An 18853-nucleotide genomic window follows, 5' to 3' on the forward strand; every position below is an offset into this window, starting at 1 on the left:
TTGTGATCTAAGTACGTTTTGTTAAACGCTACTGCACTTATCTGATCGAATACCATACAAAGCGAACTTTTCAGACCGTAATAATGAGCTTAAATGCGCAACAGTGGATAATTAGCCTTGCGTGAGTACTTAATGCTGAAGTGCAGATTGATGTTTAATATCTTATAAAGTAAAGGATTATATGATGGAAAAAAAGGAAGTATGATGACCGCAACAACCGCAATAAAAAACCAAAATAAAATGTCATTAACTAAGCGTGTATTGGTCGGGATGGGCTTAGGTATTTTGGTTGGATTTGTTATCCGCAGCCTCTTCGCTGATGTTGCATTTGTTCAAGACTATATTGTAAACGGTGTCTTTTATGTTGGTGGCAAAGTTTTTATCGCTACGCTTAAAATGCTAGTGGTGCCATTGATTTTTGTCTCATTAGTGTGTGGAACAAGTAGCTTAAAAGATCTCTCTACATTAGGTCGTTTAGGTGGTAAAACCTTATCATTTTATATGTTGACGACAGCTATCGCGATCACGCTTGCTATTTTGATGGCTAATCTTTTTGAACCTGGCGTAGGCGTCGATTTAGCGCAGGCAACCAGTTTTTCCACTAAAGATGCGCCCTCGTTGGGAGACGTTATTATTAACATGTTTCCAACCAATCCTATTAGCTCAATGGCTGAAGGCAATATCCTGCAAATTATCATATTTTCAATTTTGTTCGGTATTGCTATTAGCGTTTCAGGCCCTGAGGGTGAGCGCATTGCAAGTTTATTTTATGACTTCAACAAAGTGATCATGAAGTTAGTCGTTATGTTAATGAATATCGCGCCATACGGGGTATTTTTCTTAATGGCAAAACTATTTAGTGACATTGGGTTAGAAGCCATATTCAATCTAATCAATTACTTCTTAGTATTAAGTGCTACCTTGTTACTGCATGCTTTGGTGACTTATAGTCTCTTTTTTAAAGCACTCACTGGTTTAAATCCAATCACGTTTTTCAAAAAGATGGAAACAGCGATCACTTTTGCTTTTTCAACAGCATCATCAAATGCAACTATCCCTGTGACCTTAGAGACAGCAACCAAGCGCTTAGGTGTTAATAATAAAGTTGCCTCATTCACCGTTCCACTGGGTGCCACCATTAATATGGATGGGACTGCTATCATGCAAGGTGTTGCCACCGTGTTTATTGCACAGGCTTTTAATATTCACTTAAGTCTTTCCGATTATGGGGCTGTTATTCTAACGGCGACATTAGCGTCAGTAGGAACGGCAGGCGTGCCGGGTGTTGGCTTAATTATGCTCGCCATGGTACTTAATCAAGTGGGTCTGCCGGTTGAAGGTATTGCGATGATTCTTGGGGTTGATAGATTATTGGATATGATCCGTACCGCCGTTAACATAACCGGTGATAGTGTGATCACCTGTATTGTAGCGAAGTCGGAAGGTGAAATGGACATTGATGTATTTAACGACCCTAGTGCAGGTGCGAGTGAAGAATCGGTACAATTAGGGACAACGAAAAAGTAATAATGCTGGTGGCTTGTTACATTGGTTTAAAAACCCAGTTTGAACTGGGTTTTTATGTTCTTAACTTTTAATACAACCGTGTATTGTAATTCGATTAATACAGGCTAGAAAACGGCTCAGCTAAATGCATCGATAATACTGCATTGCGACTGTTCATCACCGGGACATTGTTGAGTGATTTTAGTCAACTGATTTACAATTGCCTGTTGCTGTTGAATGCGTGACTCAATCTCTTTAATTTTTTCTAGCGCTATTTTCTTTACATCTGCGCTATTTCTATTCTCATCTTCACCGAGTAATAGTAAGGCTTTACATTCTTTTAGGTTAAAACCTGCTAATTTCGTTTTATGAATAAAATGCAACTGTTTTAATATTTGCGGTGTATAAAAACGGTAATCGTTTTCGCCTCTTGGTGGAGTACTAATCAATCCAATAGATTCGTAATGGCGAATTGATTTAATGGACAATCCTGTCTCTTTTGCTGCTTGGCTTATTGAATACATAACGACTCCTGCCTCTATCATGTGTGTTTAAATCGTACGTTAAATTATTATATTTAATGTACCTTTTCTCGCATATGCTGTTTGCTGATTTTGCACATTGATGCCAAATCAGCATCTGCAAAGTGACCTAAGTATGAGTTACTTAGTGCCACTTTTGTTTATAGCTATCAACAACAGTTAATTATCAGTACTGATTTTATTAATGCTTATTTGTCAGTACTAATGTTAATGCGTTTTAAGCGTAATGAATTACTCAATACCGTTAAGCTTGACGCAGTCATTGCGATTGCCGCTACAGTTGGGTTCAAGTAACCAAAGGCCGCTGCTGGAATTGCTAAACTATTAAAAATAAATGCCCAAAATAAATTTTGACGAATGGTCGACCAAGTACTGCGTGAAATCTTAATCGCCACTGCTATTAACCGCGGGTCATCTCGCATTAATGTCATTGAGGCTGTTTGTTTTGCAACATCACTACCTCCGCCCATTGCGATACTCACATCGGCTTTCGCTAATGCAGGGGCATCATTAACACCATCGCCTACCATCGCCACTAGCGATTGTTTTTGTAGTGTTTCTAGCTGTTGTAATTTTTGTTCAGGTGTTTGTTCTGCAAAATAGCTTTTAATACCTAATTGCTGACTCATCGATTTTACAACACTGTCTTTGTCGCCACTTATTAGCGTGGTAGATAGTCCCAATTGATGTAAGTCAGAGATGGCTTGTTGGCTCTCAGGACGAACTTGATCGGCAATACTAAAATAACCAATCAGATTTTGTTGATAGCAAACATAAATTACATTATCAGTTGTTTCCGGTTTAACGCCTCGAATGGCAAGCTGTTGGTTTAAATCAATATTAAAGTGCGACAGTAGCTTAGCATTACCAGCAATGATTTCTTGGTTATTAACACGCCCGTGGATACCTTCACCGTGAATACTTTGTATATCATTGACTGTGGTTGCTTGAATATCAAGTGTCTCACAATGTTCAACAACCGCTTTGGCAATTGGGTGTTTACTTGCTTGCTGTAAGCCTAATAAAAGCGGCAGGAAGTCTTTATCAAATGCAGTTATATTATTTAAACTAACTTGTCCTTTGGTTAACGTACCGGTTTTATCAAAGGCAATATGCGTTAATTTATGTGCAAGTTGTAATGTATTAATATCTTTTATTAAAATACCTTTTTGCGCTGCGAGCCCAGTGCCAACCACCATGGCCGTAGGGGTTGCTAAACCTAATGCACAAGGACAAGCAATCACTAGTACCGCTACACTGTGGATCAAGGCTTGTTCAAAGTCTCCACTATGTAACCACCATGCACTAAACGTCACTGCTGCAATGGCTAATACAATCGGAACAAAAATAGCGCTAATTCTATCCACTAACTCCAATATTGGTGCTTTACTCATTTGAGCGGATTCAACTAATTGAATAATTTGATGCAATTTGGTTTGTTCTTTGACCGCAGTGCTCTTCATTAATAACACACCATCGCCATTAATCGTACCGGCAAACACTGTATCTTCTACTTGTTTAAGCACTGGCTTACTTTCACCGGTTAATAATGCTTCATCAATGTAGCTGCTGCCTTCTAAAATAACGCCGTCGACGGGGACTTTATCACCGGCTGCAATTTGTATTAGGTCGCTCACTTGTACTTGATCAATCAATACTCGTTTGAATACTTTACCTTTTTTGACCAAGGCATCAACGGCTTGTAATTTATTTAGAGCACTCACCGCTTTAGAGCTTGCTTGTTTAGCTTGAAACTCCAAATATTTACCTAAACGAATTAATACGATCACTAAACTACTGCTTTCAAAATATAGATGCCCCGTATTGCCTTTTAGAATCATATATAGACTGAAAAAGTAGGCTGCGGAGGTGCCTAATACCACTAACACATCCATATTCGCTGATCGACCTTTCAGGCTTTTCCAAGCACCTTTATAGAAACGAGCACCAATAATAAATTGTAGAGGAGTCGCTAAAGCAAGCTCAAACCAAGGCGTTAATAACGGCGAATCACTAAATAGCATACTGATCATTGCGAACCAGAATGGCAGACTTAACAGTAGGGCAATAGCGAGGCCTAGTTTTTCTTGTTGTTGTTTTTTACGTTCTTTGTTTTGTTTTTCAATTAATTGTTGTTGTGATGTGATCGCTTTCTTTGCCGTTAATGGATAAGGACTTAAGGCGATTAACGCTTTGATAAAAGAGTCGTTAACAAAACTTTCTAATGTTTCTACATACACAATTTGCGTCGCAAAATTTGCTTTTACATCCACCACTAGTGGGTGTTTTTTTAATGCTGTTATCGTTGATTCTACACAGCTTGAACAAGACCACTCCGCTTCAAACACTACTTGTTGGTGATCGGTCTGATAGCCTTTTTGCTCTAAAATAGTGATGATTTGAGGCGCAATAGGGCTTTTTAATTGCGCTTCATCGACGCTTAAGCTTGCTTTTTCTAAAGTGATATTTACATTGGCTTCGATGCCATCAAGTGTATTAAATGCTGCACTTAGTTTACTGGCACAACTAGCACAATTCATTCCATAGACAGGGAACGTTATTTGTTGTGTTGTTGTCATATCAGTTACCTTATTAGTTAAAAATAGTAAGTTAAGTGATGATTATTTGGGACAATTAAAATGCCTGATCTCACTCAATAGTTAAAGCTTAACCTTTACCCTAAGGTCAATGTCAAACGTAAGTTTAATTTTTAACTTGTATTTTTTCAGTAGAGCCATTAAATTAACTGTCTATAAACACAGTTAATGCGTTGTAGTAAATCATTTTAGTGCTATTAACTATTATCATTCAACTAGTTATCAGTGTTTGTTAATTTTTGATTGTTAATCTTTTATCCATTTATCTTCCACGCAATGCTACTAGAGGTCGTTTAACCATGTATTCAGAAACGACCGAGTCAGATCCAGATGTTAAAGCGCCGAGTGTTACTCCAATAGCACGTAAAATAATTCATATTGATATGGATTGTTTTTATGCTGCAGTCGAAATGCGTGACAATCCTAGCTATCAGAATATACCACTTGCGATAGGGGGCCGCAGTCAACGTAGAGGTGTTTTGTCGACGTGTAATTACTTAGCACGTCAATATGGTGTGCATTCTGCTATGCCTGTATTTCAAGCAAAGCAATTGTGTCCAGATCTGCTTATCGTGCCGGGAAGAATGTCGGTTTATGTGGAAGTCTCTAAAAAGTTACGTGAAATTTTCTTTCGCTACACCTCTTTAGTTGAACCTTTATCACTGGACGAAGCTTTTTTAGATGTTACCGACTGTACTTTGTTCCAAGGTTCGGCCACTTATATTGCCCAAGATATAAGAAAATCGATTCAACAAGAATTGAATCTAACAGCATCTGCGGGTGTTTCATACTGTAAATTTTTAGCGAAAATAGCCTCTGATGAAAATAAACCTAATGGACAATGTGTGATCAGTCCAGAGCAAGCCAGTGACTTTATTTTAACCTTGCCACTTAAAAAAATCCCCGGTGTAGGTAAAGTAGGGCAGCAACACTTAGCTGACAAAGGCTTGTTTACCTGTGGTGATATTAGGAAATATCCAGAACAAGAGTTGTTATCGACTTTTGGTAAACTAGGGCAAGCATTATCAGCTTACAGTAAGGGCATTGACCAACGAGAAGTACAGCCGAATAGAGAGCGAAAATCCGTTGCTGTTGAGCATACATTTGAACATAACTTGCTCAGTGAAGAGCAGTGCCTAAAGCAGCTCAGTGATTTTTACTTACAATTACAATCTCGGTTGGAAAAACATTTAGAGAATAAAGTGATCACTAAATTGGGGATAAAGCTAAAGTTTAGTGACTTCACAATCAAAAGTAGTGAGCGAAAATATACGCAACTTAACATTTCAATTTTTGAACAATTGTTACATCAATTGATTGCTGCCAATCCGGACAAACCCATTCGCTTATTAGGCCTCAGTGTTGGCTTAAGCAATAAACTCCCTGAGCAACCAGTACAGTTGAGTTTGATTGATGAGTAACCTTACCGTTTAACGTTATCCCATGACTGTGATTTAATGATGTTGAATGTCTATAGCTAACGTTAATGAAGGAAGGTAAAGCTTAAAAGGGAATTGCTGAAACTAAATTGGTTAATCTCAGCAATATTAGAACTGTAATCTTGCGTGAGTTTTGTGCATGAGACAGTCAATCGACTGCTATTACATTGAAATAATGCGCATGGCTTCGTAAATAAATTGATTCAATTACAACTGAATCATCAACTTATGTCGAAACTGCAGACACATGGAGCATAAAGTGGATAGTCGTTATGAGAACCAAACTACAGCAAAATACATTCATACTTGTGGAGTTCGGGAGCGTTTATTGAAAGAGTGATCCTCTCTACGTGTAATAATATTTTATTTAGATGGGGTAGGTACTTACTTGAAGCAAGGGGGGACCATGCATTTGTGAACGATCATTTTCTAAATGGATGCGTGCATGTTAGTTGCGTCCAAAATTTAGATTAAGGCTGATTTTATAGCTTTAATCGTTGGGCTCAGATAAATTGACAATACCATCAGTTAGTATGAATAGAAGTTAAGCTTAAGTTTCTCTATCAAGTATAAATACAGGTAAAGACAGGTGCCAATATATTGCACTTAGTCGCAATGTTAGCGTGCCACATATAGCAAGCAGCATTGATAAAATTGGCGTTAATCCAATGAAATGGCCTATTACAAATAAGGTTGCGCCTAAAATAGATGCTGTCGCGTATATCTCTTTTTGTAAAACAAAGGGGATTTGACCACTTAAAAGATCTCGTACCATACCACCTGCTACACCTGTGATACAGCCCATACCAATTGCCACGGGGCCAGTAAATCCAAAAGACAATGCTTTTTGTGCTCCGATAATGGTAAATATGGCCAAGCCAAAGGCATCTAGCAGAGGTAATAAAAACACTGGAAAACGATGAATATGATGCAGCCAAATAACACTTAAAACGGTAGTGCATAAAATTACGTATAAATAGGTGTTATCAAGAATCCAAAATACGGGTGTTGCGCTCATCATCATATCTCGAATGGTTCCTCCACCAATACCAGTAACAGTAGCTAAAACTATGATGCCAAAGGGATCCATACGTAAACGGGCTGCAACAAGTACCCCTGATATCGCACAAGCAATTACACCTAACATATCTGCAAAATAAATAAAATTGTGTAACATATAGTCTGTCCGTAGGTTAAAAATATTGCAACTATTGAAGTCGTCGCCATTTAAGCCTTTTATGACGAGCACCAACTTCAGTTGCAGCAATTAATTGTTGATCTAATTCTGCCATATCATTATTTGCATAACGGTAAACGTTTCGCTTTACATAAACGAACACCATCAACGGTTGATGCGTGATTAAGTGAATCGGAGATAATCGCATCGTTTGCATCTAAAATAGTTTCAAATAACCCCGTATTTGCATCAAAGCAAGAGGTATACAAGATAGTATCTTCCATCCCTAAAAATGCTGATAACTTAGCTTCTAATTGCTTATGCTTATCTTGCGTATCACAAATAAAGCGTACGGATGCCATACCAAAACCTTGCTCATATAACCCCTTCTTAGCTGTTTCGATTAAAGAGGGATGATTTGCTAAACCTAAGTAGTTATTAGCGCAGAAGGTTAAAACTTCTTCATCTGTAGAGGTAGACACAGCGGCATTTTGAGCTGAAGTAATAACGCGCTCACGTTTATATAGGCCTTCTGATTTTAGGTCTTTTATCTGATTATTGATTTGATTATAAAAGGTAGAGGTCATGAGCATATTCCTTTTAAACATTTAATAAAAACAGATTGTTATGAAATAAACCCGAACAAGCTATAGAATCATTTACACCGTAAATACATTCTAATTGATTCGATATAAGAGTATTATCCCTATAGATGGAAAAGCATTAGTGAAAAAAAGGCACAAATGGAATGATAATATCTCAAAAACTGATCGCCTTATTACCCGACCTTGCTAGTTTTACTCTTGTTGTTCAGGAGAGAAGCTTTACTGCTGCGGCTAAAAAACTAAATGTCACACCTTCAGCGCTGAGTAAAACAGTTACTCGGCTAGAAAAAGCCTTATCTGTTAAACTCTTTGAACGAACGACCAGAAAACTGATCATTACCGAAGCAGGAAAGAAGATTTATGATCAATGCATTTCTATGGTTAATGCTGCACAGCAAGCGGTTGAAATATCAAGTGTCATCCATCATAAGCCTGCTGGCTCAATAACCGTTGCCGCGCCTGAGGCATTTTTAAATGTGGTGTTACAGCCTTTTGTCATACCATTTTTAAAGCAGTATCCGCAGATTCAGCTCAAGTTACGTGCTATTGATGGGGCAATCGATATTTTTACAACGGGGATCGATATTGCCTTTCTTCTTACCGATAAACCTGATGAAAATTTGGTTCTAAAAGAGATTGGTAAAACCAACTTAGTGCTATGTGCAAGCCCTGATTACCTAAAAGAGAAAGGGGTTCCATCCCACCCTGAACAATTAACAGAGCACGATTGTCTATATTTAGCTGAAAATGAAACCGACCACATCTGGGATTTTATTAAAGGCGATGAATCCCATACAGTGTCAGTTTCAGGACGCTACGCAGTCAACCACTCTCAGATGCGCTTAAACGGAGTTATTAATGGCTTAGGTATCGGTATTTTCCCTGATTTTGTGGTGCAGGAAGCAATAAGCAAAGGAAATGTTACTGAGGTTCTCTGCGACTGGACGATTAAGAGTAATTATCAGGGGATCATTGCACTTCAGTATGCCCAAACTAAATATATGCCAACTAGGCTCAGAGTTTTTATCGACTACGCTATGCAGCATTTGGCAATAAATTAGGGTTTATACTGCTAGGGTAGTGAAATCAATTAATCACACTATGATTGTCTACTCTCAGGTTGATTTGAGCGCTCCCCTTGGGGGAACTGTGGATCTCATCTTCAATAGTTGGATTTTGAATTCAAGTATAGCTTCGGTAAATTTGAAGGATAGTCATAGGCGACTTTATAGTGCAATGAAGCTAGGCCTCAAATAATATTATGATTTTTCTTCTTCGTCGTATTACGTTCTATAAATTTTATTGGAATCATGAGTTTTACTAAGCTAGCGCTCTGTTCTGCAATTTGTTCTACAATGATTTTTACCGACTCTCTGGCTAAGCGGCTAAAGTCCTGCTGAAAAGTAGTGAGTTGATAATTGAGCCATTCTGTTTGAGGTATATCATCAAAACCTATCACTTGTAACTCTTCAGGAATACGCAGTTTAAACTCTAATCGAGCGACATCCATCACTGCTATTGCCAGTTCATCGGTAGCACAAAAAATGGCTTCTACTCTATCTTGGCTAGACAATAGAGCTCTAATTTCATCCAGAGAATCGAGATAGCCTAAATCAGCTTCTATCACTCGAACCGGACATCCTGTTAGATCTTCAAATTCAGCACAAAATCCAGATTGGCGTTCCCCATTAGTATATGTAGGGATGTTGCCAGTAAGGTAGGCGGCTGATTTTACTCCGGTTTGATGAAAAAACTGTGCCGCAGTTTTCCCCGCTGTAAAGTTATCACTAATCACATAACTGCTTTTGGTTCCCTCAACCACACGGGCATATTGAACAATTGGAATATTAAATTCTTCACATTCTTTATAAAGTGACTTATTCAACGTTGCTGAAGCAGCAATGACACCATCCACCCTATACTGAAAAATATTAGGGATTGAATGCTCTACACCCCCATTCAATTGCCAAGGAATTAATACGGCAGAATACCCATTTTTTTGTAATTCAATCGAAATTAATTGCAGCGTTTTCATGTGAATCGGGTAATCAGTATCCGGAAAAACCAAGCCAATAAGCTTAGATTCATTGGTTGATAAACTGCGAGCAAAAGCATTTGGACGATAGTTAAGTGCCTTCGCTGCTTCAAAGACTTTTTGTTTGGTTTTGTCAGCAACGGAACTGCCAGGTACAAAAACACGAGATACCGTAGATTGAGACACGCCCGCGAATTTCGCAACGTCTTTTGAAGTAACAGTAGTTTTAGGTGAATTCATGAGTAAGTGCTTATTTAAAAATTAACTTAGTAAAGAATAGCATAATTATGGTGCGTACTCACAAAATTATAAAACCTTATTCCTATAATAAATAAGGTTTTATAATTATAATGTGGTCACCATATGGGTACAACCCATTACTCGTTTTTCAAGGTGCTGAAAGCCACAGAGTAATTTTAATTTGTGGTTGATTGATAACGGGTTGTTCAAAGAGTGCTTCAGCTAAGAAACACTCGTTGGTAATTAAGGCCAAGTTTTTAAGCTTAGGCTTTATTAGTATTACAGAGTAGGGTTTAATATTTGTTGAGTTCGTTCAAATACATCTATCCCTTGCTGTTGCAGCCAGTATGGCAAGTCTATTAATACCCAGTTCTCAGATAGCTTGTCACCATCGCGGTAGTAAACATCAACTACTTGCATATTCGCGCGTACTTCGCCGCCCGGCATTCCTAAGAAGCCACCAGTAGGGGTGTTAGACAGATTTGGCCAACCGAAGAAGCAAGCAAAGCTGCCTTCAGCAAAACGACAAACATGGCCGTTAAACTTCTTGTCTTTAAGATTGTTACGGAATGGAAGTTGGTGTTGCTGTTGGTAACGATGAATTGTATATGATGCACCGATGCCGCAAGGGCCATACCAAATCATATCTTCAGACCAGCTCTTAGCAAGTATTTCTGGAGGGCAACCCATCGCGCCACTGTCGTTAAGGGCAGATAGGTCGTCAACCATTTTATTGACTAGGGCTAGTGTTGCAACACCTTCCTTTGGATCCGCATCTTCAAACAATAAACCATCATGATTACGTGGGCCAGGGTAAACGAAATATTTACCGGTAGAGGGCGGAAGAGGATAACAGCCAGCTTGATCCATCATGCCTAATAGATCTAAAAACAGACCTGTCTTCGTTATTTTACCATTTTCAACACAACTGAACTCAGCGTAACGAACGTTCATGATCTTGCCGGTTGGACGCATTCCTAGAAATTCAGAATCTAATAAGCCCATGAAGTGACCCATGCTCATTACCCAAGTTTCATCATTATTTACATCGTTATCACCACCGATAAATATATCTTGGCGGCGTTGCATACGCGTCATAGATTTCATAAGAGGAGACCAAAAAACATCAGCAGCTGCTCGCGCACCTTCTTGCTCTCGGAATGGGTAAACGCCACGCCATAGGTAATTTTCTGAAGTATGAGATGCTAGTATTTCTGCTACATTTTCGTGAGTTGCATTTTCCATAGCATCGAAATATTTACGTACAACGAGTTTTGCTTCTTGATATTTAGACATATTTTTATTCCATATATTGGCGAGCCAACTTAAGATGGGACTCGAAAAAATTGATTGTGCTTGTCGGCAGGCACATTGCCTGCCGTTTTAATTAAATTAAGCGTTGGTTTGTATTGGAGATTTTCTTTTGTTGAAAATGCCACTTTTCAGCGTTTCTGGTAGCGACAACCATAATAGCCCCGCAACAACCCATATGATCGGAGACCCCCACATTGCAGTCTCTAAATTTGAACGTTCTTGGATATAGATAAGCACCATTGGCGCCCACATACCTATGATACGACCACCATGGAACAGTGCCGCACCGTGGCTACGAAGGTGTGCAGGGAACAACTCAGAGAAGTACCCACCCCATACCGCAGAAGCTGAAAGACCGAAGTTGTAAATAAGCCCCATAAGTGCCAGCGCATTTAAACCACCAATCATGACATCGCTTGGAGCGATGAAGAATATCGAAGCCATGATGCCCGCAAGAATGAAACCAAACGCATTCACTTTTCGGCCAAATTTGTCCGCAATCGCACCCCAGAACCATGCTCCGAATAAAGAACCAAATGCAGAGATAGAAAATATAATACCGATAGTCGCACCATCAAACTGTCGCACATCTTTTAGGTACGTAGTCACGAAGCCACTAAAGAATTGGTAACCGTAGAAGTTCAAGCCAGCCAATAATAAGCAAGTGATTGTTATTTTTCGGTGATGCCCGCTAAGCATTTCGCGCCAAGTACCTTTCTTCTTAACAACGCCTGAGTCCTTTTCTTGTGCTGCCGCTTCTTCTTCACCGTATGCAATGATTTTGTTCTCATTTGGAAGAAGAAAAATCATGAGTGCCGCTGCGACCAACGGTGGAATACCGCCAACCCACATTAAGCTTTGCCAAGGCGCATCAATACTGCTAATAAATGCTGCGTAAATCCCCATTGCCATCAGTGCTACAGAGAACATTGAAGAAGCAAATGCGGTTAATTTACCACGTACAGTAGGGGTGAATAGACCAATCATGAGGCTTACCGCAATAGTAAAGTAGCCACCTAGGGAAAGACCAATGATGAATCTCATCAATGCCCACGTCGCGTAATCCGTGAACATCATATTAATAATCGTCGCTCCACCGTTAAGTGCTGTAATTGCGATAAGCGTTGTTTTTTTGCCTAAATGGGATGCAATCCACGCACAGCTAAGTGCACCGATTAAAGCTCCAAGGGATTGCCAAGTATAGAATTGGGCGGTATCTGCAAGGCTAATACCATCGTAATCTTCTACGATGTAAGGGCGTACATAGTCAATAATTACAAAGTTATAACAATAGAAAAAATAGCCTACTAGAATGGTTAAATAAGCAGCTACCCTTTGAATCATGGGAACTTCACTCATATGTATTTTTTGATTATTTACAGTCATGATCGATATACCTCTACTTATCTGTAAGTTAGCTTAATTATCCGTAAATTAGCTTAATTATCCGTAAATTAGCTTTATGTTCAGGAGAGATAGACTGTCATTTACCTTTCTAGCTCTCTTCGATTTCGAATTGATAGTAGTTTTTTGTGGTTATAAAATATGTGATCAATATCGACTTATAAATGAATACGTACCCATTTGGTAGGGATTGGTGATCAGGATCTCTCTTTGGTTCTTTACCCTTGTTGCGAGCGAGCCCACAGTTATGGTGATTTAGTTCACGTTTGTGGTGGAATGTAACGATGGTAAAGACGTAAATGGGTAATATACAGTGATATTCATCGATATCGATACTGAAATCAGGACAATAAAATGGTTACGTACTCAAGCTATCTAGTGATCACAATTTATTTAGCAATAACCATACTCATTAGCTATTTAGTTAATAAGAGGTATAACACTGGGGGAGATTTCTCTACTGGTGGCAAGCAGTTTGGTTGGTTTACAGCAGGTGTTTCAATTCTAGCGACTTACATAAGTACAATGACATTTGTAGGAATGCCTGGTTGGGTTTTTAGCTCTGGAATGGAAGCTATGAGTATCCATTTGAATTACCCTATAGTAATCTTTTTCACTGTTCTATTTTTTGTGCCGGTATTTTACAAACTAAAACTTACTTCTATTTATGAGTATCTAGAGCTTCGGTTTGGCGTTTATGCTCGTACCATAAACTCGATAGTATTTATTGTTGTTCAGTGTATTTCTGCAGGAGTGATCCTTTATGCAGTGGCACTGATCTTAGTGAAAGTGATTCCAATATCTATCTCAGAAGCCATTATATGTATCAGTATTTTTACGGCTATTTACACTTATTCTGGAGGTATTTCTACGGTTATTTGGACTGATATGCTGCAATCTATTGTGCTTATTACCGGTAGTATTGCTATTTTTGTAATCCTCATAATCGAAATTAATAATGGTGGCAATTTATCACGAGATCATCTTACTATCATCAATACAAGTTTCGACTTGGGCGTCGATACGACACTCTTAGCTGGAGTTTTTGCAGTCAGTTTCTTGCACCTCAGTGTGTATGGAACTAATCAGTTAATTATTCAAAGAACATTGGCGACGAAAAATGTTAAGACAGCGCAAAAATCCATGCTGCTTTGTGGATATGGAGCATTTTTTATATATCTATTTTTCTCAATTATAGGTGTTCTTCTGAGTGTTTTTTATCAAGACCAGCCTTTTGAAAACAGCAATGAAGTTATATTAGATTTCGTTTTTAATCATACTAACCCGCTAATTATTGGACTAATTATTGCCGCTCTTTCAGCAGCCGCTATGTCTACTTTGGACTCTACATACAATTCAATGGCAACTGTCGCGACTTTCGATTTCTATAAGCGATTTTTCCGTAAGAATGCCTCTGGTACTCACTATGACTCAGTCGCTAGAAAAATGAGTTTAGTGTCTGCTTTTATAGTGGTTATCCCTGCATTATTTTCGGTGTCTAATGAATCAGTGCTCAAAACCATTGCGAGCTTGACCTCTATTTTTGTGGGCATTCGCTTAGGTTCATTCGTACTTGGACTATTTTTCAATAAGGCTAACGAAACCGGCGTTATTGTAGGCAGTATATTGAGTATGATTGCTGTATTTATAGCTCGTTATATGGATATTGCTTGGCCGTGGTTTGCCCCAATAGGCACTTTAGCCTTTCTCTTTTTTGGCGTTCTTAGCAGCTTTTTTTACGGCTCTATTAGCAATGAACAAAAGGTTTTCATAAACAATCAAAAGCAACTTTTTGCCAAACCTAATGCAAGCCATTACGGATTACTTGTTTTTGCTATTGTGACAATCTACGCGTGCACAGTCATTCCAGATTGGCTTTTTTCTGTACTCTTATAACGAATAATTTTATGCTTTGTACCATTGAGATCGGAAAAATTGGTGTCGGAAAATAGCTTCGGATGCAAATAAACCCAATGAACAATGTGTGATCAGTTCAGAGCAAGCAACACAATCTCAGTTAGAAAAAACATTAGAGAATAAAGTGATCATTAAATTGGGGGGAAAGCTAAAGTTTAGTGATTTTACAATCAAAAGTAGTGAGCGAAAATATACGCAACTTAACATTTCGATTTTTGAGTAATTGCATCATCAATTGATTGCTGCCAATCCAGATAAACCCATTCTCTTATTAGGCCTAAGTGTTGGCCTAAGCAATAAACTCCCTGAGCAATCTGTAGAGTACAGTACAATACAATACAATACAGTTAAATTTGATTGATGAGTAAGCTTGCCGTTTAACGTTATTCCATGACTGAGGTTAAATGATGTTGAATGTCTATAGCTATGGGTTAATGCAGGAAAGTAAAACTTAAAAGGGAATTGCTGAAACTAACTTGGTTAATCTCAGCAATATTAGAACTGTAATCTTGTGTGGGTTTTGTGCATGACAGGCAATCGACTGCTATTACATTGAAATATTACGCACGCCTTCGTAAATAAATTGAATCGCCAACGCGGCAAGAATCACGCCTAAGAAACGACGTAATATTTCATCACCCGTTTTGCCAATGAACTTTTTCAAGTACTTTGACATCATCATACCCACCAGAGTGATCAATAAAACACTAATGATAGCGGCACTCACCGTCACGACTGAGTTACCTTGAGTATTTTGCGAGAATAATAAAATGGCTAAGGTAAGTGTGCCAGGGCCTGCTAATAATGGAATAGACATAGGGAAAACTGATATATCCGCATCTTTATCGGTTTTAGCAAATTTTAGTTCCTGCGTGATCATGATAAAGGCGGTATAAAAAAGTAATAAACCGCCAGAGATACGCAGGGAATTAATATTAATACCCAAGTGATAAAATAGGGCTTCACCGTAATTGCCAAATAAAATCAATGTAACACCACTGATAGCGACTGACTTGATGGCCATTAAATTACGGAATTTTTGATCACTACCCGAGGTCAGCGAATTAAAAATAAGCGCCGACCCAATCGGATCGATAATAACCAATAAACCAGTCATCGCGTGCAGGTATAGTGCAATATCCATTTTATTTTCTTAGCCTAGTCAATTAAAAAATAAGGTGTGCAATGCCTGCAATGACCGGTAAAGTCACTAAGGTACGTAGAATAAAAATCATAAATAATTCAGCAATATTAATTGGAATTTTACTACCAATAAGCAGCGCACCAACTTCACTCATATAAATTAATTGTGTTACCGACATCGCTGCAATGATAAAGCGCGTCATATCAGATTCGATTGAAGCAGCCAAAATTGAAGGGATGAACATATCAGCAAAACCCACCACAATAGTAGTTGAAGCTTGTTCAGCTTCTGGTATTTGCAATAACTCAAGTAATGGAATAAACGGCATACCTAAATAGTTAAAGATAGGCGTATATTCAGCAATAATTAAAGCAACAGTACCAATGGCCATGATCACTGGTATTACACCAAAGACCATATCAATAACATTTTTTAAGCCATCGAGTAGTGTATGTTTAATCCCTTTTGAATGTTCTGCACGCTCTAATGCTTGATGCAATCCCCACGATAAAACATGATGACCTTCAGGCGTTTTTTCATCATTTTCGTGACGCGAAGAGCCATCAATATAAGTGTCTTTTTTAAAGCACAAAGGCGGTAATTTAGGCACCACGATAGCAGCAACTAAACCTGCAGCACATACAGAAAGATAAAAAGGTAAAAATAAGTATTCTAACTTAACTTGTGCAATCACCACCAATGAGAAGGTAATCGATACTGCAGAGAACGTTGTACCAATCACAGCCGCTTCACGTTGCGTATAAAAACGTGATTCATATTGTTTACTTGTTAATAGAATACCGACACTGCCGTCACCTAACCAAGATGCCATACAGTCAATAGCACTACGACCTGGTAAATTAAATACAGGGCGCATAATTTTGGTTAATAAGGTGCCGAATAATTCTAACAAACCAAAATTAAGCAATAAAGGTAATAACAAACCAGCAAAAATAAATACACAAAGCAAAATGGGTAACAGGTCATTCAACACTAAAGCACCTGTATTACCAGAGTTGATCATTTCTGGTCCAACTTGCCAATAGGTTAGGGTAATAAAAATGGCACCTAATACACGTACTAACAACCAAGCTGGGCTAACATTTAATAATCCATTTAAAAATTCATTATTTGCTAAAAAAGCAGGTTTAAATATTTTACATAATAAACTTAAAACTGCGGTAGTAAGCACCACTAAGGTTACGATCAATGTCGCAGAATCTCCTAGAAACGCTTGTAGGGCTTTGGAGACAATAGCGATAGGGATAGTTAACGCATTATCGTAATTAATAGGCGTCATAAATAATAACAAACCAATTAAAGAGGGAATAATAAACGTCAAAATCGTCGCGAACGTAAATGATTTTTTTTCTGTCACACTGTTTACCTTTGTTAAGTTTATTAGCATTAAAAGCTAAGGTTAATAGCGCATTTACGCGCAAGGCGGCAAGGGTACTTGCTTTATATTCTGTTGTAAATCGACATGTAGTAAGATTTACTGAACCAGATCAGAAAATGTTAAATTAAAGCAAAAAAGGGGGCCAAGACTTCCTGTTAGTTAATTTAAGTAAGCAAATTTAAGTTAGTTAATTTAAACCAGTGAATGGGAAGTAAGGGGATAGCTAATCGCTTATTAGCTTTTGTAATTTGAACGGCAATGGACAAAGTTGATGGTGTATTATCGCTTAATACCTATAAAACCATTTTTCCGCCGATAATTAAGGCGAGTTATGATTAAAAATGTGATCTGATACGTTCTCTTATTGATGCCAAATAATTTATTTTCCTTAATTCCATCTATACTTTAACCCACTATAATCAATGACCTGATAAGAAATCGCCCTAATGACCAAAGAATTAATGATTGAATCTGCAAAGAATTTAAAAAAAGCGTTGCCACTGATGATGAAATACTCAGTACCGACTACACCGAGTAATTACGCGCTTTGGTATCATTATGCGGCAGAAAAAAATCTTGCCTTAAAAGAGTCAATGGATAATCTATTAGCAAACAATGAAAATTGCCCTCCTATCCAAGCTGAATCACTATATCGTGAGCATATTCGTTCAGAAGAAGAAAATGCGACGTTACAGCTACGCACCTCTATTGAAAAAATGATGATCCAACTTGATAAATCAATTATCGATACTCACTCTGATACCAACCAATTTCAAGAATCCTTTGAAAAGACCGTTGCCAATATCAGCAAAGTGGAAGAAGAAGGCTGGTCAATTGATGAAGTGATTGGATTATTAAAAAATCTAGAAAAAGATGCTAAACAAATGCGTAATGCAACGCGATTTTTTGGTAATAGTTTATCCGTAGCAAAAAGTGAAATAGATTCATTAAAAGAGCAACTAGTTCAAACTCGTCATGCCGCTATGTATGATTCTTTAACGGGATTATTCAACCGTAATGCTTTTGATACGGAGTTATCTGCTTATTTAAAAGCCGATACCAAAGGTTTATGCCTTATTCTTTGTGATATCGACCATTTTAAAAAATTCAATGATACTTGGGGACATTTATTAGGGGACCAAGTTTTAAAAGCGGTAGGTCGAAAAATAAATGATGGCATGCGCAATGGCAGTACGGCTTATCGATTTGGTGGTGAAGAGTTTGTGATGCTGTTGCCCAAAACAAATGTACGAATCGCACGACATTTTGCCGAAACCACACGAAAACAATTTGAAAAGTTAACCTTAAAAGATAAACGTTCAGGACAAATGATCAATAATATCACCGCTTCATTTGGTGTTGTTGAAAGTAAATCGGGTGAGAGCATCACCGAATTAATTGCACGTGCGGATGACTATTTGTATAAAGCTAAACGATTAGGTCGCAATAGGGTGCTACCTATTTAACTTTCACTGCTTGCTATTCTGTTAACGAGCCTATTTAGCTATTTAGCTATTTAGCTATTTAGCTCGCT

General features: G+C 38.1%; 13 protein-coding genes and 1 pseudogene. 5 read left to right on the top strand and 9 right to left on the bottom strand.

Annotation, left to right across the window (positions count from 1 at the left end):
- Positions 1-222: 222 nt before the first annotated feature.
- Positions 223-1527: a dicarboxylate/amino acid:cation symporter gene (locus tag H5084_RS09360; protein ID WP_409077632.1), complete on the top strand. Its 1305-nt coding sequence runs from the start codon at positions 223-225 to the stop codon at positions 1525-1527.
- A gap of 116 nt (positions 1528-1643) precedes the next feature.
- Here the strand turns inward: H5084_RS09360 and cueR are convergent, their stop codons facing one another.
- Positions 1644-2030 carry a Cu(I)-responsive transcriptional regulator gene (gene cueR / locus H5084_RS09365; RefSeq protein ID WP_028867108.1) on the bottom strand — a complete coding sequence of 129 codons (387 nt, stop codon included), beginning with the start codon at positions 2028-2030 and terminating at the stop codon, positions 1644-1646.
- A gap of 206 nt (positions 2031-2236) precedes the next feature.
- Entirely contained in the window at positions 2237-4627 is a 2391-nt protein-coding gene (locus H5084_RS09370; RefSeq protein WP_182690271.1) for a heavy metal translocating P-type ATPase, read from the bottom strand.
- 317 nt (positions 4628-4944) lie between these two features.
- On the opposite strand from H5084_RS09370, the gene dinB reads away from it, so the two are divergent.
- The gene (gene dinB / locus H5084_RS09375; RefSeq protein ID WP_182690272.1) at positions 4945-6066 is read left to right on the top strand and encodes a DNA polymerase IV; all 1122 of its coding nucleotides are present in this window, start codon (positions 4945-4947) and stop codon (positions 6064-6066) included.
- Positions 6067-6634: 568 nt separating this feature from the next.
- On the opposite strand, the gene H5084_RS09380 is transcribed toward dinB, so the two are convergent.
- Together H5084_RS09380 and H5084_RS09385 are read right to left on the bottom strand one after the other, a co-directional pair.
- Positions 6635-7261: a trimeric intracellular cation channel family protein gene (locus H5084_RS09380; protein ID WP_028867105.1), complete on the bottom strand. Its 627-nt coding sequence runs from the start codon at positions 7259-7261 to the stop codon at positions 6635-6637.
- Positions 7262-7322: 61 nt separating this feature from the next.
- Positions 7323-7848: pseudogene (locus H5084_RS09385) on the bottom strand (aminotransferase class I/II-fold pyridoxal phosphate-dependent enzyme); the annotation flags it as partial.
- Between the two features lie 161 nt (positions 7849-8009).
- Between H5084_RS09385 and H5084_RS09390 the strand changes: the two are divergent.
- Positions 8010-8927 (top strand): LysR family transcriptional regulator, encoded by a 918-nt coding sequence (locus H5084_RS09390; RefSeq protein ID WP_084296170.1) that lies wholly within the window; start codon positions 8010-8012, stop codon positions 8925-8927.
- 188 nt (positions 8928-9115) lie between these two features.
- Here H5084_RS09390 and H5084_RS09395 read toward each other — a convergent pair whose 3' ends face one another.
- From H5084_RS09395 to H5084_RS09405, 3 genes are all read right to left on the bottom strand, one after another.
- Positions 9116-10141, bottom strand: coding sequence for a LacI family DNA-binding transcriptional regulator (locus H5084_RS09395; RefSeq protein ID WP_182690273.1), 1026 nt, complete (start codon positions 10139-10141; stop codon positions 9116-9118).
- 279 nt (positions 10142-10420) lie between these two features.
- On the bottom strand, positions 10421-11437 hold the full coding sequence (locus tag H5084_RS09400) for an ester cyclase (protein WP_182690274.1): 1017 nt from the start codon (positions 11435-11437) through the stop codon (positions 10421-10423).
- A gap of 96 nt (positions 11438-11533) precedes the next feature.
- Positions 11534-12841, bottom strand: a complete 1308-nt coding sequence (locus tag H5084_RS09405) for an MFS transporter (protein WP_182690275.1) — start codon at positions 12839-12841, stop codon at positions 11534-11536.
- A 372-nt stretch (positions 12842-13213) separates the two neighbouring features.
- On the opposite strand from H5084_RS09405, the gene H5084_RS09410 reads away from it, so the two are divergent.
- Positions 13214-14755, top strand: a complete 1542-nt coding sequence (locus H5084_RS09410; protein ID WP_182690276.1) for a sodium:solute symporter family transporter — start codon at positions 13214-13216, stop codon at positions 14753-14755.
- A 568-nt stretch (positions 14756-15323) separates the two neighbouring features.
- Here H5084_RS09410 and H5084_RS09415 read toward each other — a convergent pair.
- Positions 15324-15920: a MarC family protein gene (locus tag H5084_RS09415; RefSeq protein ID WP_028867102.1), complete on the bottom strand. Its 597-nt coding sequence runs from the start codon at positions 15918-15920 to the stop codon at positions 15324-15326.
- 22 nt (positions 15921-15942) lie between these two features.
- Complete coding sequence (locus tag H5084_RS09420; RefSeq protein WP_182690277.1) at positions 15943-17328, bottom strand: YjiH family protein; 1386 nt, start codon at positions 17326-17328, stop codon at positions 15943-15945.
- A gap of 437 nt (positions 17329-17765) precedes the next feature.
- Here H5084_RS09420 and H5084_RS09425 point away from each other — a divergent pair, with 437 nt between their 5' ends.
- Positions 17766-18785 (top strand): GGDEF domain-containing protein, encoded by a 1020-nt coding sequence (locus H5084_RS09425; protein WP_182690278.1) that lies wholly within the window; start codon positions 17766-17768, stop codon positions 18783-18785.
- The last annotated feature ends 68 nt before the right edge of the window (positions 18786-18853 follow it).

It is taken from the genome of Psychromonas sp. SR45-3, from assembly GCF_014163575.1.
Classification (GTDB): domain Bacteria; phylum Pseudomonadota; class Gammaproteobacteria; order Enterobacterales; family Psychromonadaceae; genus Psychromonas; species Psychromonas arctica.

Excerpts from the sequence above, each read along its gene's own strand:
- cueR (WP_028867108.1), bottom strand. The coding sequence starts at position 2,030 with ATGTATTCAATAAGCCAAGCAGCAAAAGAGACAGGATTGTCCATTAAA.
- H5084_RS09370 (WP_182690271.1), bottom strand. The coding sequence starts at position 4,627 with ATGACAACAACACAACAAATAACGTTCCCTGTCTATGGAATGAATTGT.
- dinB (WP_182690272.1), top strand. The coding sequence starts at position 4,945 with ATGTATTCAGAAACGACCGAGTCAGATCCAGATGTTAAAGCGCCGAGT.
- H5084_RS09380 (WP_028867105.1), bottom strand. The coding sequence starts at position 7,261 with ATGTTACACAATTTTATTTATTTTGCAGATATGTTAGGTGTAATTGCT.
- H5084_RS09390 (WP_084296170.1), top strand. The coding sequence starts at position 8,010 with ATGATAATATCTCAAAAACTGATCGCCTTATTACCCGACCTTGCTAGT.
- H5084_RS09395 (WP_182690273.1), bottom strand. The coding sequence starts at position 10,141 with ATGAATTCACCTAAAACTACTGTTACTTCAAAAGACGTTGCGAAATTC.
- H5084_RS09400 (WP_182690274.1), bottom strand. The coding sequence starts at position 11,437 with ATGTCTAAATATCAAGAAGCAAAACTCGTTGTACGTAAATATTTCGAT.
- H5084_RS09405 (WP_182690275.1), bottom strand. The coding sequence starts at position 12,841 with ATGACTGTAAATAATCAAAAAATACATATGAGTGAAGTTCCCATGATT.
- H5084_RS09410 (WP_182690276.1), top strand. The coding sequence starts at position 13,214 with ATGGTTACGTACTCAAGCTATCTAGTGATCACAATTTATTTAGCAATA.
- H5084_RS09415 (WP_028867102.1), bottom strand. The coding sequence starts at position 15,920 with ATGGATATTGCACTATACCTGCACGCGATGACTGGTTTATTGGTTATT.
- H5084_RS09420 (WP_182690277.1), bottom strand. The coding sequence starts at position 17,328 with ATGCTAATAAACTTAACAAAGGTAAACAGTGTGACAGAAAAAAAATCA.
- H5084_RS09425 (WP_182690278.1), top strand. The coding sequence starts at position 17,766 with ATGACCAAAGAATTAATGATTGAATCTGCAAAGAATTTAAAAAAAGCG.